Source organism: Paenibacillus sp. BAC0078 (assembly GCF_054483875.1).
In genome coordinates, this window is sequence record NZ_JBTLRW010000013.1 from 110,882 (window position 1) to 126,879 (window position 15,998).

8 protein-coding genes are annotated in these 15,998 nt (G+C 52.5%); 1 reads left to right on the forward strand and 7 read right to left on the reverse strand.

Annotated elements, in window-relative coordinates; translation table 11 throughout:
• Nucleotides 1–56: 56 nt before the first annotated feature.
• The 6 genes from lacZ to ACX1DY_RS22000 all read right to left on the reverse strand — a co-directional run bounded on the left by lacZ (nt 57) and on the right by ACX1DY_RS22000 (nt 9,997).
• Entirely contained in the window at nt 57–3,107 is a 3,051-nt protein-coding gene (gene lacZ, locus ACX1DY_RS21975) for a beta-galactosidase, LacZ type (RefSeq protein WP_458966340.1), read from the reverse strand.
• A gap of 20 nt (nt 3,108–3,127) precedes the next feature.
• Complete coding sequence (locus tag ACX1DY_RS21980) at nt 3,128–3,952, reverse strand: carbohydrate ABC transporter permease (RefSeq protein WP_458966341.1); 825 nt, start codon at nt 3,950–3,952, stop codon at nt 3,128–3,130.
• The gene (locus ACX1DY_RS21985) at nt 3,952–4,818 is read right to left on the reverse strand and encodes a carbohydrate ABC transporter permease (protein WP_458966379.1); all 867 of its coding nucleotides are present in this window, start codon (nt 4,816–4,818) and stop codon (nt 3,952–3,954) included. The genes ACX1DY_RS21980 and ACX1DY_RS21985 overlap by 1 nt, the downstream gene beginning before the upstream one ends.
• Before the next feature lie 132 nt (nt 4,819–4,950).
• Nucleotides 4,951–6,252: an ABC transporter substrate-binding protein gene (locus ACX1DY_RS21990; RefSeq protein ID WP_458966342.1), complete on the reverse strand. Its 1,302-nt coding sequence runs from the start codon at nt 6,250–6,252 to the stop codon at nt 4,951–4,953.
• A 424-nt stretch (nt 6,253–6,676) separates the two neighbouring features.
• On the reverse strand, nt 6,677–8,440 hold the full coding sequence (locus ACX1DY_RS21995; protein ID WP_458966343.1) for a sensor histidine kinase: 1,764 nt from the start codon (nt 8,438–8,440) through the stop codon (nt 6,677–6,679).
• A gap of 21 nt (nt 8,441–8,461) precedes the next feature.
• Nucleotides 8,462–9,997: a response regulator gene (locus ACX1DY_RS22000; protein ID WP_458966344.1), complete on the reverse strand. Its 1,536-nt coding sequence runs from the start codon at nt 9,995–9,997 to the stop codon at nt 8,462–8,464.
• Nucleotides 9,998–10,465: 468 nt separating this feature from the next.
• Here ACX1DY_RS22000 and ACX1DY_RS22005 point away from each other — a divergent pair, with 468 nt between their 5' ends.
• On the forward strand, nt 10,466–10,819 hold the full coding sequence (locus ACX1DY_RS22005) for a GbsR/MarR family transcriptional regulator (RefSeq protein WP_458966345.1): 354 nt from the start codon (nt 10,466–10,468) through the stop codon (nt 10,817–10,819).
• 97 nt (nt 10,820–10,916) lie between these two features.
• Here ACX1DY_RS22005 and ACX1DY_RS22010 read toward each other — a convergent pair whose 3' ends face one another.
• Nucleotides 10,917–15,941, reverse strand: a complete 5,025-nt coding sequence (locus tag ACX1DY_RS22010; protein ID WP_458966346.1) for a carbohydrate binding domain-containing protein — start codon at nt 15,939–15,941, stop codon at nt 10,917–10,919.
• Between the last annotated feature and the right edge of the window lie 57 nt (nt 15,942–15,998).

Sequence of the window (15,998 nt, forward strand, 5' to 3'; positions counted from 1 at the left end):
ATTCAGCCCGCTTTTTTAGGACCAAGGCCGGTTATAGCTCTAATTAACCTAATATGCTATTTCTCTTCCGTTCCCACACTTGAAATAAAGAACTCATATTCAAGCGTCTGGTCCGAAGGAATGGTGTATTCCTTGTGCACCGGCGCTCCCCAGCTGTCGTCGCCACCTACGCCCATTTGTCTGCCTGCCACGGTCACTACGGTGTAGTGAACCTGCGGAAGCTCGAAGGCATGGCCGGCATGCTCCAGCTCGAACGCTGTGTACGGCGACAGATTGCATTCTACAGGCGCAGTTGCCGGGGCTGAGATTTGCAGTCCGATTCCCGCGTTGTCGGTAATCTTCACACGGCGTACGCCAGTACGGTTACCGGACTCCTGCGGAACAAGATAACGGGATGGCAGCTCCTGCACCTTCCGGCTGAACACACCAAGTCTGGCGCCGAACGCACGGTCGATATAATTCTCTTCCGGTCCCATCGCGTACCATTCACTCTGGCTGTAGTCAGCCGTCATTTTAAATGACAAGGCCACAATCGGCAGATCCGGCAGTCCGGCAGCGCCGGTATAGCGGGTATTTACCCGGACCGTTCCGTCACCGTAGACGGTATAGGCGGTCTGCACCGCCAGATCAGGATGAATGCTGAACCGGTAGTCAAAGGTTACTGTAACAGTCCCTTCATCTTGTGCCAGGCTCACTTCAACACATTTACGCGCCAGGCTGGCGGCATACCAGCATCCGGCATTGTAGCCGAGATTCGTTCCCTTGTCATTGTCGGTCGTTGCCCGCCAGAACAGCGGTGCCGGAGGGGCCGCAATCAGCTCACGGCCGTGGTAGTTCAGCGATACCAGTGAACCCACTTGCTTGGAGAACAGCACAGTGAAGTTTTCGCCGAGGACGCCGATCTGCACATCCCCTTCTACAACCTTCAATTCACCGGCAGCCTGCTCTGCCTCCGCATCTGCCTGCACAACGAAGACAGACTCTCCAAAGGCGATTTCATATCCTTCTTCGGCCCACAGCTCCGCTTTTTTCAGCAGTAATGAGGCTTGTATGCTGTATTCGCCCGGTGTCTCGTCCAAGTTCGGCAGCTCTATCGGCACCAGGATTTCACTTTGCGGCTCCGCGCTGGCCTCTGCAGTCCAAGTGCCGAGCAGCTCGCCTTCACAGTACAGGCTGTATTCCAGCGTAAGATGTTCCGTTCCCGCGAACAAGCTTTCATTAATGAGGCGGATGCCTGTCTTGGCCGGCTCCAGCTTGTAGTTCTGGTATAGGAATTTGACCTCCTGCAGCTTCGGCGTCCACTCCCGGTCGGCATACACTATGCCGTTGCCGCAGAAGCTGTAATCTGTCGGTCGGTCCCCGAAATCTCCGCCGTAAGCGAAGTACTCCTGTCCAAAGCGGTCTTTGGTAAGGATCGACTGATCAATATAGTCCCAAATGAACCCGCCCTGGTACATAGGGTATTTATTCTCCAGCTCCGTGTATTTATGCATGCCGCCAACTGAGTTGCCCATCGCATGCATGTATTCGCAGCTGATATAAGGCTTCTCCGGACTATTGTTCAGGTATTCTTCGATATCTGCCGGCTTGGCGTACATGCGGCTCTCCATATCACTTGTTGCATCATAATCGCGGTTGTGGAACACGCCCTCATAGTGGACAAGGCGGCTGTTGTCCCGGCTGCGGAACCAGTTCGCCGCATCCAGAATGACTTGTCCCGCATACGACTCATTCCCGCAGGACCAGATCAGAATGGAAGGGTGATTCTTATCACGCTCCACCATAGAGACGGCCCGGTCCAGAACGATGTCCCGCCAATCCGGGTCATTGCCCGGAATGTTCCACGAAGGCTCAACAGCGCCCATCTTCTGCCACGAGCCATGGGTTTCCAGATTCATTTCATCGATAACATAAACGCCGTATTCATCACACAGCTCATACCATAACGTTTGATTCGGATAATGTGATGTGCGTACAGCATTAATATTGCTTCTTTTCAACGTCTGGATATCCCACAGCATATCTTCTCGGGTGATGTTCCGGCCTTGGCGGCAGTTGAATTCATGGCGGTTGACGCCTTTGAAGACAATGCGCTTGCCGTTGATGCACATTAGCTTGTTCTTCAGCTCGAACCGGCGGAAGCCGGTCTTTTGGACCACTGCTTCAATGATATTTCCCTGCGCATCCGTAAGCGAAATGCAGAGTGTGTACAGATACGGGTTCTCTGCGCTCCATAGCAGGACATCGGCAACCTCTCCCGAAAGAGTAAGCTCCTGTCCGTTAAAGACGCCCCTACTACTCAGCCGTACCTCACCGGCTTTATCCTTGAGCTCAAGCCTGGCGCTGACAGCCTCCTGCGGAGTATCAAGTAGCTGCATGAGCACAGTCAGGCTACCTTGAGTATACGTATCATCCAGCTCTGCCCGTACCTCAAGGTCCCGGATATGGTGCTTCGGAACAGTATACAGATAGACGTCGCGGAAGATGCCTGAGAACCGCCAGAAATCCTGATCCTCCAGCCAGCCGCCGGTACTGCGCTGATACACCTCCACGGCCAGCTTGTTTTTGCCTGCACGCATATACGGAGTCAGATCAAATTCCGACGGGGTGAAGCTGTCCTCGGCATAGCCGACGAATTCGCCGTTAAGCCAGACATAAAAAGCCGATTCCACCCCTTGGAAGGAAATAAACAGTGGTCCGTTCTCCAGATTCGCCGGCAGGCGGAATTCCTTCACATAGCTGCCGACCGGGTTATGCTCCTGCGGGATATGCGGCGGACGGACATCACTGAGGCCATCCCACGGATACATTGTATTGACATATTGCGGCCGGCCGAACCCCTGCAGCTGGATATGTCCGGGAACCTGGATACTGTCCCAGGCCGAGCAATTATAGCTTTCTGTAAAAAATGCTTCTACACGGCTGGCCGGATTCGGCGCATAACTGAATTTCCAGCTCCCGTTCAGGCTGTAGCGCATATCCATCGGTGCTCCGGCCTCTGCTTCAGCCATGTTCGAATAATAACGGTGGTCCGAATGGGCCTCCAGCCGGTTCACCTTGAATACGCCCGGATCTTCCAGCCAGTTCAAGCTTGGACTAACTGTCACTTCCAATCCCTCCTAATGTGTTATTTCACGGAACCAACCATGCCGGCGACGAACTGCTTCTGCATCAGGAAGAAGACGAGTGCTGTCGGAAGTGTGGAGATGACCACCGCAGCCATAATAACACCGAAATCGGGCGAGTAGCTGGAGCCGAGGTTCGAGATCAGGAGCGGGATCGTCCGTTTCTCCGGAGTCTGCAGCACGATCAGCGGCCAGAGGTAGTTATTCCAACTGGACATGAACGTAATAATCGCAGCAGCGGAATAAGTCGTCTTCATGGTTGGAACATAAATACGGAAGAACAATCCCAGCTCTGACAATCCGTCCATCCGTCCGGCTTCCAGAAGCTCTCTCGGGAACATCTTGGAGCTCTGACGAAAGAAGAAGATCAGAAACGCCGTTGTGAAGGTCGGGAGAATAACCGCAGCCAGCGAGTTCACTCCAATAACCGGAACCGTACCGGTCAGCTTCGAGAACATTTGATACAGCGGAACCATCAGCGCGGCGAAAGGAATCATCATGGACAATAATAACAGATTGAAGACGATATCCTTCGCTTTACTGCGGTAAATTTCAAATCCGTATCCGGCCAGTGACGCAATCAGCAGAGCCAGAATAGTTGTCATCAAGGCAATTTTCAGTGTATTCCACAGTGCCGGCACCAGGTTGATCGAATCCGTCAGCTTTCTAATATTTTCGAACAGATGAGTACCGGGGAGCATTCTTCCCTGGGTCACATCCACTGAAAGATTCGTCGCGCTGATAATCATCCACACAAACGGAAAAATCGACACGATCGCCACAATAGTCAAAAACACATAGATAGGGGCACGTCGCAGTGTTCTCATTACTTATCATCACCTGCCAATTTGATTTGAAGGAAGGACAGTATAATAATCATGACCACGATAGAATACGACACTGTAGCCGCATATCCAAAGTCAGGCGTGTACTTGAACGAAAGATTGTAAATATATTGGGAAATGGAGAGCGTCGCGTTGCCGGGACCTCCCTTGGTAATATTCATAATTTCATCGAACAATTGCAGCGTACCGATGGTCGAGGTAATCGACGTAAAGAGAATGATCGGCTTGAGCAGCGGTACGGTAATCGAGAAAAATTGTCTCGGGCCCGAAGCACCGTCAATTTTCGCAGCTTCATAAATGGAGTTGTCGATGTTCTGCAGCGAGGAGAGGAAGAAAATCATATTGTATCCCGTCCAGCGCCAGGTAATTGCAATAATAATGGTGACTTTAGCCCAGAAGGGATCGGAGATCCACTGAATCGGTTCGGATAAAATATGCAGGTTCATTAAAGCCAGATTCACCAGTCCGTCATTACCGAACAGATATTTGAATACGACGGAATAGGCTACAAGCGAGGTTACGCAAGGCAAGAAAATCGCAGTACGGAAAAATCCCTTAAAGCGCAGCTTGCTGTCATTAAGCAGTACGGAAATAATCATCGCAAAGATAATCATGAGCGGTACTTGCACAATCAGGAACAGGAAAGTATTCTTGACTGCGGTAAAAAAGGTTTTGTCGCTGAACAGCCGTTTATAATTGCTTAATCCGTCAAAGTGAAGATTTGCTCCCGCGCCCGTTTTGAAGGACAGCAGCAAAGCCTGAATCATCGGATAGAAGTAGAACAGGCAAATCATGAGGACGGCCGCAGCAATAAATAACCACCCGGTAAGCTTTGCGCGGTTGCGCATTGTATGGTTCACAGCTCTCAATCCTTTCTCTATATAGGCGTGAGTCAAAAAAACAGAGAAACTGCCGTCTCCCGCCACGGCGCAACCGGCCGGAACGGGAGGACAGCAGAGCAATCATATGTTACTGGGAACTTACTGGATTTGTGACTCTGCCTGGGACTGGGCGTCGCTAAGTGCTTTATCTACAGACGTGCCGTTCAGGAAGTTCTGCATTTCAACCTTGAGGATATCTTCAATCGCATAAGTGTGCATGCCGTAGTTCACTTTAGGAATTTCTGCAGTCCATTTTGCGAAGTCGGAGATGACCTTTTGTCCGCCGAAGAAGTCGTCTGCAGCAGCATAAGCTTTGCCTGCAGCAGCCGGTTTGTAAGTACCGATAACACCTACGTCAGTCACAAGCTTCTGGTACAGGTCAGTGTTGGAACCAAGGGTTGCCGCCAGGAACTTAATGGCTGCTTCTTTGCCGTCGTTGTTAAGCACATACCAGGAGCTGCCGCCCAGGTTGGATGCATGTACGGAGTTTGCCACATTTTTGAGTTTAGGGAAAGGCACAACCGCCCATTTGCCGGACTGGTCAGCTGCTGATTTCACCGAAGGTGTAATCCAGTTACCGGTCGGAACGGAAGCAACAGCACCGCTGTTGAAGCCAGCCAGGAATGAGCTCCAGTCGGAGTTAATCTTGACGATATTCGCATTCATCAGCTCTTTGTAGGTTTCGAAGGCTGCCTTAAGGACCGTATTGTCCTTCAGGTCAGGTGTTTTACCGTCGCTCTTCAGGTACCAGGAGCCGGCGGACTGGATCATCATCCGGATCAGCCCCAGATCGTTCGGGTCCTGGGTCAGCATATCTTTGCCGGTCTTAGCTTTAACTGCTTTACCGATTTCAATGTACTTCTGCCAGTCGATATCCTGAAGATCGTCAACGGTATAGCCTGCCTCCTTCAGATAATCCGTACGGACATAGAGACCTACAACGCCGGAGTCGAATGGAACACCGTATTGCTTCCCGTTAAAGCTGGTTGGCCCGATCTTGTAGTCAGCAAAATCAGCCGGTTTGATCGCATCACCAAGCTCCTGGAAAGAGTCTGGATACGTTTGCAAGAAGCTTTGTGCACGGTAATCTTCGATCAGAACGATGTTCGGAAGACCGGAAGCTGTACCCGAGTTGAGGCCGGTGTTCAGCTTTTGGATAATATCATCCTGTGCATATTCAATAACGTTGATTTTGGCATCGGGATGGTCTTTCACATAAGCGTCCTTCGCCAGATTCATCGCAGCGATATTGAAATTTTTGTCCCATGCCCAGACCGTAATTTCCTTGGTGGCGCCTGTGTTCCCTTGATTCGCTGTATTTGCCTGGTTATTGGCGTTACTGGAGCAGGCCGTTAGCAGCATAAATCCTGCAAGCAGAAGCGCAGAAGCTGTTTTCTTCATGTTATATATCCCCCTAACGTATATTTGAAAGTGCTTTCTTTTAAAGAATATCATCCGGGTCCTTAATTTCGTTAGAAATTAATTTAGTTAAAATAGTGATATTATTGTCTTTGTATCCGCTTCCAGGGCGAATAAATTAGTACTTATTTTCTCCTTTCGCACTTTTTTTAGGTCAAATCCGTCCAAATCAAACCTCAACGATCAAGTAGAAACGGCTACGCCGTCCTTAAAAGAAGCCTATGCTTCCGAAGCAGCGATACTCTGTATCGCTTTCAGGTATCCGTTTCAGCGAGAAATATAAGGATGATTTATGGGGTAAAACATATCAATCCTTATATTTGCAAAAAACCGGCGCCTTTGATGCGGCGCCGGTTCACAGCGTGCTTAGCTAGTATGCTGCAAAAACAACGGTTCAATCCGTAATTCAGCAGGGAATTTTGATAGAAACTTTCGTCCCCTGGCCCGGTGTGCTGGAAATGGATACGCCATACGGCTCGCCGTACAGCAGTGTCAGCCGGTCATGAACGTTGCGGATGCCGATACCACTGAACAGCTGTCTGCTGACAGAAGAGGCCGGAATCTCCTTCTTGTTATCCAGATCCATCCCGTCCCCCGTATCAACCACCTCGCAATGCAACGTATCGCGGTCCCTCATAATGGTGACATAGATATTACCCGAGTTCTTTATATTAAACGCGTGAAAGAAGGCATTCTCGATAAAAGGCTGAAGAACCAGCTTCGGCACTTTGGCAGACATGCAGTCAGGTGAGACGAAATAATCCACCTTGATGCGGTTGCCGTTGCGGATCTGATTAATATATACATAATGCTTCAGATTGATCAGCTCTTCTTCCACCGTGATCGTCTCATTCACATTGCTGATGGTGTTCTGCAGCAGGGAGATCAGCGCATGAATCGTCTCAGTCGCCTGCTCCTTGCTCCCTCTCTGCACCAGAATATTGACCGACGCCAGCGTGTTATACAGAAAATGGGGATTAATCTGCTGCTGAAGCGCAGCCAGTTCAGCCTTCCGCTGCTCCTTCTGGGTCTCCACCAGCTGGCCGACATAATCATTCAGCTCTTTGAGCATGTAATTATATGCCGTACTCAGCTGCCTTGTTTCATAGGTACCGGTGACCGACATATAGTTATGAAAATTCTTTTTCGTGACATTGGACATTTTTTTGACCAGTGTGCGCAAGGATTGGGTCAGCTTCTTGGTCAGGAAATAGATGACAAGCACCGCTACGGCAGCAATTGCCGAAGCGATCAGAAATATCATCTTCTTGTTCAGCAGCGTGCCGATGGTCTCATTTTTATCAATCAGATTCACCAGATAAAAGTTGTAGGACGGCAAATAATTGGCCAGCACGATAACCTCCCGCCCGCCGATCGTCAGCTCCTCATTGGCGAGATTTGACCCGGCGATATGCTTCGCACTTTCCAGCAGGGCAGGAGACAACTGGCCGATCTGCTCAGTACGGTTGCTGGACACAATCCGGCCCTCAGTATCCAGAAACATTACATCATTGCCCTGGCTCGTAAAGCTGGCGTAGTTCTTGCGGAAATCACTTTCCCGGGTGAACATGTATAGCGTGCCGTAGGGGCTGGCAAGGCCGGGAGCGGTCAGTGCCTTGGCGGCAATCAAATAGCGGTTCTGCGAATTGAACGGGCTGGCATCCATGAAGCTGTAAAAGAGCTTTCCGTTATGCTCCTTTGCGGCTTGGGTAATCGGATTATTCTTCAGCTCCTCCGAGGAGCCCGACCAGTAGGTAGTATCGCTAGTATAGCTTCTTCCGTTCACCCCCAGAATAGAGAGGCCGATACCAGCTCCCATGCCGGATTGAATGCGGTCCATCTGATCACGCATACCGTAATACCGTTTGAAATTCGCCAGCGAATTGACATCCTTCTCGGTCATGAAGCTTTTGATCACACCGCTCTGCCCGACATTGATAGCTGTATTGACAGTTGCGTAATGGGAGTTATCCAGCGCGCTTTTGATCTGGTCGATAATTTTGGAATTCGTAATACTGAAGGTCTGCACGAACAGCTTTTGTGACATTTGCACCGTTACTCCGGTAATCAGAAGCGTTACGAGAATGATGCTGATCACCATGACGACGAATATTTTACTGAACAGGCTCTGATCCCTGAGCTTTCTAAGCCACTTCTCCACTAGTCCCATTTCGGGCGCCTCCCTGCTGCATTATCCTTTCCGGTATTGGCTGGGCGAGATGCCCATCAGCTTACGGAACACTCTGGTGAAATAGCTGTGGTCTGAATAACCCACGAGACTGCTGATATCGGAAATGGACAGACCGGGATTTTCTTTCAGCAGCAGGCATGACTTTTCGATCCGCACCCGGTTTAAATATTCGTTGAAGCCCTCTTTGTTATGTAACGCAAAATAGTTGGACAGATAGGACGGGTTGAAATGAAACTGCTTGGCGACCTCAGTCAGCGTAAGCTGGCCTGAATAATGCTCGTCGATGTACAGCAGAATCTTCTGCATCGCCGGTGTCCCGCTGCGGTTCTTGGTTACACATTCCGTGGCATCCTGCAAAAACTGCTCCAGCCGCGCCTCAGTTTCGCCGATATGCCGGGCTTCATGGATGATGCGGAAATACTCATATTTGCTGTCATCCAAGGTCCGGGCCTCGTAATGGAAATGCAGCAGCATCCCGATGATCTGGAACATGCTGTGGCACAGGAACGATTTGAACTCGAACACTCCCGTATCTCTCCGCCCGGACATCGACGACACATATGAGCTTAAGCGGCCAAAAGCTAAATCGAATTCCTGCCGGTTCAGCTCGGCAGCGAACGCCTCCTGATCAAAAACAAGGCCCGGCCGTTCTCCCTCTCCGTTATCCACCAGCAGACAGCGGTCCGGCAGGAAGAACCGGCGGTCCAGCAGCTTCATTAGATCATCTGTATAAACCGTATGCAGTTCATTCAGCTCCGTGAAGCTCCGGCTGACCGCCAGATTCTGGAACATATTCGCCCGTATGCCAGCCGTGAATACCTGATCCGCAAGCGTAAGCAGCAGCTCCCGCCCGTCAACATCCAGATTAAACAGCAGACGGATATGCCCCTCCAGCGGAGACAGCCGGCGGCAGGCCGCCCAGCCTCCGCTTTGCATCAGGGAGCGGAAGCTGCTCTCCAGCCATTCCTCCTTGCGGCTAATCCCTGCGGCATCGTCGCCAATGTCTGCAAGCAGCAGCACGTAGCACGGAAAGGGGAATATCGCCTGCAGCGCTTCCGCTTCGTACTCCACCGGAAAGCCGGAGACCAGCTTATCCAGAATGTAGTCGGCGGATTGCCGCTTGTCGCCCCGCCAGTCAAACTGAAGCAGCGGAATACGCTGTGCGGTCTTTTTCAGGACGGCCAGCAGGGATGCTGCCTCCAGCTTGGGCTTCAGAATATAGTCGGCCACCCCGTTCTGGAAGGTCGAACGCACATATTCGAATTCACTGAAGCTGCTGAGCACAATCACTTCAATCTCCGGATACATCCCCTTGACGAGCCGGATCAGCTCCTCACCGTCCATCACGGGCATAACGATATCGGTCAGAATAATATGCGGCCGCTGCAGCTCAATCAATTCCAGAGCCTCCCTGCCGTTCGTAGCCTCCCCCGTAATCTGAAACCCTTCCCCTTCCCAGTCCAGCAGATGAATAATCCCCTGCCGCACCAGCATCTCATCGTCCACCACCAATATTTTACAGAGCGTTGTTTCCATGGATTCTCCTTTTTGGAACGAAAATACGCTAAAAAATAAAAATGAACCCCGCTTAATTAAGGGGGCTTCATCTCGCAAATACATGTCTTTCCATCAGAAATGAAACAGCTTTCATAATCTGCTTTAAATTATAGGTATAGGTTGGGGGACTGTCAATTGAGGATCATTTACCTGCAATCGAGTAAGAGAGGGCGGTAAGCCCCCGTCCTCTCGCACCACTCAGGCTCTGTCTCATGAAAAAAGAATCAATACTCTTCATTCAAAACCCCTCCTCTACCGAATTTGTCACTTTGTACGAAATATCACCAATACCGTTTCAGTACAATGGACATCCGAGGAAAAGAGCGAAAAAAAGCCGCCCTGAAATCTCAGGACGGCTTTTGATGTTTGTATTATGATTCCAGACTTTTTTAGGGTCCTGTAACGCTGGACGAGCTTAGCCGGACTATGGGAATGAGCAAGACTTCCATGAGTACAGGAGTGCGCACCCTGCTGGATCTGAAGATGATTGATAAGGTATGGGGAAAAGGCACCCGGAAGGATTTGTTCGAGGTAGTTCCCAATTGGCATCAGAACTTCAGTGATTACTTCTCTATTAAATGGAGAAAAGCCGTTGAAGGAAATATGTCGGCGCTGAGCAAATCACTGAACGAAATCAAACAAATGAAAAGCGACTATGCGGATGAACCGGGAGTGGAACAGCTGCTCAATACTGATGAAGTCAAAATTGAGGAAGCGATTAAATATTACCGCTGGCTCCTGAAGCTGATTGAAGCACTGGAAACCGGCAAAATCTTCGAACTGATTCCTAAAGAATCCTAGAGCTTACTGCACCCGGGATATCCTATTGCCGCAAAAAAAGAAACAGCCGAGATCCTTAACCTAGGACTTCGGCTGTTTATTTTTGTGTGCTGTGCTCTTACGGAGCTTCAGTCAGACTCACGTTATCAATGTAAATATGATTGCCTGCCTGAATCGCGCTGTTCGTGCCTTCGCTGTTGCCCGCAATCAGACCCAGAAGGAAAACAAGATGTGCTCCCGCATCCGTCCCGCTATCCATGGTGAAGGTATAGCTGTAAGTGTTCATGCTGCCCGTCAGCGCTGCCGCTTTTGCCGGTAAATATTTGGTGTAGTCCCCGCCCTTATGCTCCACAGCTACTTCAATCAGACGGTCCACATCGGAGCGGGCTGCAAAAGCCAGCGTATACGTTTTGCCCTGTACAAGCTTCAGATTGGCATAATCCACCTGTGTGCTATAGTTGGCGGTTCCCGTACCTGTCAGTGCCACGGCCAGTTCTCCGTCCTGCGCGGCGGCTGAACCAGTCCCGTCAAAATATTGCGTCCAGCCTGTTAAACCCTTTGCCGGATCGAAGGTTCCATTATCCAGCTTACCGCTGGCCGGTTCCACTGGCGTGCCGCCCCCGCCTTCCACCTCCGTCACCCTAATGTCGTCAAAAGAGAGTGTATGCGGGATTCCATTCGCCGTCTTGTCTTCTCCCATTGCCGCACCGATCAGATAATTCAGCTTCAGCGGATTGCTGTTATCCACGGTAAACCGGGCACTGTAGGTCGCCCAGGTCGCGGTAACCTCGAACTTCGCCTGCGCCGCTGCGGCCGAGGTGCCGCTGTACTCCACGATAATCTGCCTTGGAACGGTCGATTTGGCTTTGAAGCTCAGCTCATACGTCTTTCCAGCCTCCAGCGGGATGCCCTCCTGGTAAAACTGCGTGTGCCAGGCCGCCGTACCGGCAACGTCAATTCTAATCTCCGCCACACCTTCATTCACGTTAAAAGATGACACGCCGCCTTCCCCGGACCAGGTGGACCAGCCCGTTGTACCGCTAACGAACGAACCGTTGACGACCAGATTATTGTCATTGGCCAGAATGGTTTGCGTTACCGTGGCGCTGACAAATCCTTCAGCTTCCACAGTGATCATGTAGCTGCCTTCAGCAGGGAAAGCGGCTGCTTCTATCGTAATTTTGCCTGCTTGGACGGTATACTGCCCTTCGGCAAGTGCTGTGCCGTTGACCTTCACGGCTGTGATGCTGCTCCGCCATGCTGCATTCTCGGTGAATGTCAGTTCTACCGGCTGCGATACCCGGTTGTTCGTACTGTCGCCGAGCAGCTCCTGCGGTTTGGCCGGGGCATTCTTGATCTCAAACCTCACATTGTCGATCACCAGCTCATGCGCCTGGGGTATACTCACACCGTCAACCTTGCCCAGCAGGAACTTCAGCGCCAGGGTATCATTCACACCTTGCCGGAATTCGAATCTGTAATGGTTGGTTTCCGGTGTGATCTTAATGATCTGTGTAAAAGAAGGCTGATACGAAGCATTCTCCGCATTGACGCTGATTCTGCGGGCAACACTTGAACTCGCGTCGAATTCAATAACATAGTCGGTGCCGCCGGCAACCTTCAGCCCATTCTGGAACAGCATTACCGAATAGGGCTGGTTGCCGGTATTGGCAATATTGAAGGTGGCTGCTCCCTCTGTAACCGCAGCGGTGGCCGCGCCGCCCTGCTCTGTCAGCAGCCGCTCCCAGCTATTGAAGCCAAAGCTGAAATCCCCGTTCACCAGCGGGTAATAGACCAGCGAAGGATCATAGTAGAAGCTGGTGCGCAGCAGCAGGAAGTTATCCAACTGGACGATACCCGCTGCATTGCCGAGATGGAGCACAAACCGGCCCAGCGTGTCAGTTGCTCCGGCGAGGTCGGGGAATACCGCCTCCACCTTCTGGGCTCCTGCCTTCAGCAGGACCGTTTCTGAAGCGTAGACGGTGCCGTCCCTGCCTTGCAGCTCGATTACCGCCGTGCGTGGTGACGGGACCTCAACGTCAAAGGCAAGCTTGTAATCCTGGCCCTGAACCAGGAATATTCCATTCTGCAGCAGACGGACATCCGCGCCATCGCCGCCATTCCCGCTGATCTGCAGATTTAACCGGCCGGCAGCGTCAACGCTTGGGCTGACCGCTGCACCTCCGGTGGCTTCGGCATGCCAGTAGCTGAGCCGGTCCGGCTCACCCAGATCAAAGGTGCCGTTATAGAGATGGTTGCCGCTGCCCAGCGGCGTTTTGGCGCTGTCATGGTCAAACGGAATGCTGTCGATCTCTTCGAGCCGTGCATTCCCGAGCCACACCGGCGAAGCATTCGTGCCCAAGTTGAATTCCACCCGGGCCGCAATGTCCGGGTTCTCCTTCATCTGGAACATCGTTTCGTAATGCTTCAGTGTTGAGGTCAATTCCGCCTTGAGCGTCGGAGAATAGGCCTGATACCCGCGGGATTCTCCGCCCGTGAGCCGGACGCCGATATTCCGCGAATGGTCTGTTTTCGCATCGAAGCTCAGCTTGTAAAATCTCCCCTTAGCCAGCGATACAATGGCCTGCGGCTGGATGGAGTACGAGTTCCCCCCAGGGCTGCTGATATTCACCTTGAGGTAATTCCGTCCGCTGATTGGTTCCAGTGATACCGCCGCATCCGCACCGGATTCCTTATACAGCACCCAATGCGCCGTATTCGGGATGCCCATTCCGGCGTCGCCTTCCTTGTGCTCGGTGAAACCGTTGTTGTAGATCAGGTTGCCGTCCGCAAGCGGCGGCAGTGAACCTTCAAGGTAAGGCTCCTTCGTAAGAGTAACCGGCACCGGCTGGCGGTAAGGCTGCCCTGTCAGCTCATAGACTCTGACGTAATCGATTTCCATCGATTGCGGGAACACGGTCTCCGCCGTCGGATTGCCGTCAAAATTACCGCCGACCGCCAGATTCATCAGCAGATGGAACTCCTGGTTGAACGGTGCCGGATAAGCATTGTTCGCCGGCTGTCCATTGCTCAGGCTGTACCAGTCATTTTTAGTTGAGTACAGTACACCGTCAACATACCAGCGAAGCTCTCCAGGCTCCCATTCCAGGGAATAGGTGTGGAACTGTTCAATTGTGGAGTTGCCTGGCAGCACATATTCCTTGCCGGAATACACATTATCCGGCCATTGGGAACCGTAATGGATTGTGCCTGCAACTGTACCCGGACGGCTGCCCCAGCCTTCCATAATGTCAATTTCCCCGGATGCCGCCCATGAACCGTAGACATAATCTTCAGGCAGCATCCAGATAGCTGGCCAATAGCCTTTGCCCGCAGGCGCTTTGGCCCGGATTTCGAATTTGCCATACTTCTTGCTGAACAAATCCTTGGTTTTGATCCGCGAGGAGGTGTATTCCTTGCCGCCCTGCGCCTCTTTGCGGGCGGTGATAATCAGCTTCCCGTCCGTTTCCTTCACATTCTTCTCCTCATTCGTGTACCATTCCAGCTCATTGTTGCCCCAGCCCGGATTCCCGACGGCCGTGCCATCGCCCAGGTCATACGTCCACTTCGCCGGATCAATGGTACCGTCATTGAACTCATCGTTCCACACCAGCGTCCAAGGATCAGCCGGAGACGTTGGCGTCGCCGTGGCTGTTGGCGTCGCCGTGGCTCTCGGCGTGGCCGTGGCCGTCGGCGTCACTGTGGCCGTTGCGGTCGGCGTCGCCGTCGGGGACGTGCCGGAGCCGCCGGCCGGCGCCTGGGTAGCGGCTGGCGGTACGGCCACCGGCCCGCTGCTGCCCGGCTTCAGCGGAACGCCGCTGACGGTGACGCCTTCGGCGTTGTTCACTACCGCGCCGAAGCTGCCGCTGCCCTGAAGGGCCGTGCCCTTGGCAGCCGCGGTAAGCAGCAGCTCCGCGACCTGCGCATGATCTGCAAGCACAACCTGGCCAGGACTGCCCAGGGTAAGCTTGCCGACCTTGCCGGAGAGCGTCAGCTTAACGCTGCCTGTGGCGGATGAAGCTGTGGAGACAGCGGTGAAGCTTCCTTTTAGCACTGCTGCTTTTACAGCGGCTGAGATTTCCACATCTGTGAAGCCCGTACCGGTCAACCCGGTCTCTTCCAGCGTGGCGCCGGAATTCAGCAGCACCGTTCCCACCGAGGTTGTCCCGCTGGCATACATACGGATATCTCCATCCGGCTTGCCCGCCTGGACTCTGCCAATCACACTGTTCTGGAGGCCCACGCCCTGCTCTCCGCCGCCGAGAATGAACGTCGTGCCCGTAACTTTTACTCCTTCAAGTATTATTTTACCCTCTCCAATCCCCTCCGAGAGATACAGATTGCCCTCAACTACAGTATCCTTTAGTGTGATACCGGCATGGTTCAGCACCACGTTTCCTTGTACCTTACCAAGGGTGACCTCCCCTGTAGAGCGCACCAGACCCGGCACCATCCGGTCTAGCGTTTGGGCGAGCTCTGCGCGGGTAATCCGTCCTTGCGGCTTAAATGAGCCGTCAGGATAGCCTTTTACATACCCCGCACCCGAAAGCGCTGCCGCTGCATTCCTAACCTCATTATCTGTCCCGGCCAGATCGCTATAAGCCGCTTGCCCCCCGGTGTCCAGCCGAAAAATCTTCTGCAAAGCCACAGCCGCCTCCGCACGCGTCAACGGAGCAGACGCTTCAATACGGCCGTCTTTGCCTGCGATTAAGTAACCTGCGGCAATGCCTTTGGCAATCTCACTGCTGAACCATGCGGCCGCAGGCACATCGTCAGGGAGGGCAGCCGACTTCGCGCTATAATTAAAAATACGGTTAATAATTACGGCAAACTCCGCCTTCGACACCGGAGCGTCCGGCCGGAATGAGCCGTCTCCATAGCCTGCGACAATTCCATTTTCAATCCAGCGCTGCACGGCACGGGCTGCCCAACTATCCGCCGGAACATCCGTAAACGCTTTCAACCCATTGTAACCGGAAGACTTGCCCTCTGCTGCCGTTACGCTGCCTGTCTGGACAGCTGAATCCGCAGCCTTGACAGACTGGCCTGAAGCAGCCCCGGCAATATGCCCGCCGCCCAGCGGGGACAGCAATCCTGAGAGCAGAGCCATGACCGTAAGCAGAGCGGATGCCTTTTTTTTCATTCTGTTCATTCCTCCTCGAAATCCTATGGTTCTTTCCAGATAAAACGAAAGCGGTTT

Coding starts and splice junctions, on each gene's coding strand:
- ACX1DY_RS21980 (WP_458966341.1), bottom strand. CDS start 3,952: ATGAGAACACTGCGACGTGCCCCTATCTATGTGTTTTTGACTATTGTG.
- ACX1DY_RS22000 (WP_458966344.1), bottom strand. CDS start 9,997: ATGGAAACAACGCTCTGTAAAATATTGGTGGTGGACGATGAGATGCTG.
- ACX1DY_RS21990 (WP_458966342.1), bottom strand. CDS start 6,252: ATGAAGAAAACAGCTTCTGCGCTTCTGCTTGCAGGATTTATGCTGCTA.
- ACX1DY_RS21985 (WP_458966379.1), bottom strand. CDS start 4,818: ATGCGCAACCGCGCAAAGCTTACCGGGTGGTTATTTATTGCTGCGGCC.
- ACX1DY_RS22010 (WP_458966346.1), bottom strand. CDS start 15,941: ATGAAAAAAAAGGCATCCGCTCTGCTTACGGTCATGGCTCTGCTCTCA.
- ACX1DY_RS22005 (WP_458966345.1), top strand. CDS start 10,466: ATGAGTACAGGAGTGCGCACCCTGCTGGATCTGAAGATGATTGATAAG.
- ACX1DY_RS21995 (WP_458966343.1), bottom strand. CDS start 8,440: ATGGGACTAGTGGAGAAGTGGCTTAGAAAGCTCAGGGATCAGAGCCTG.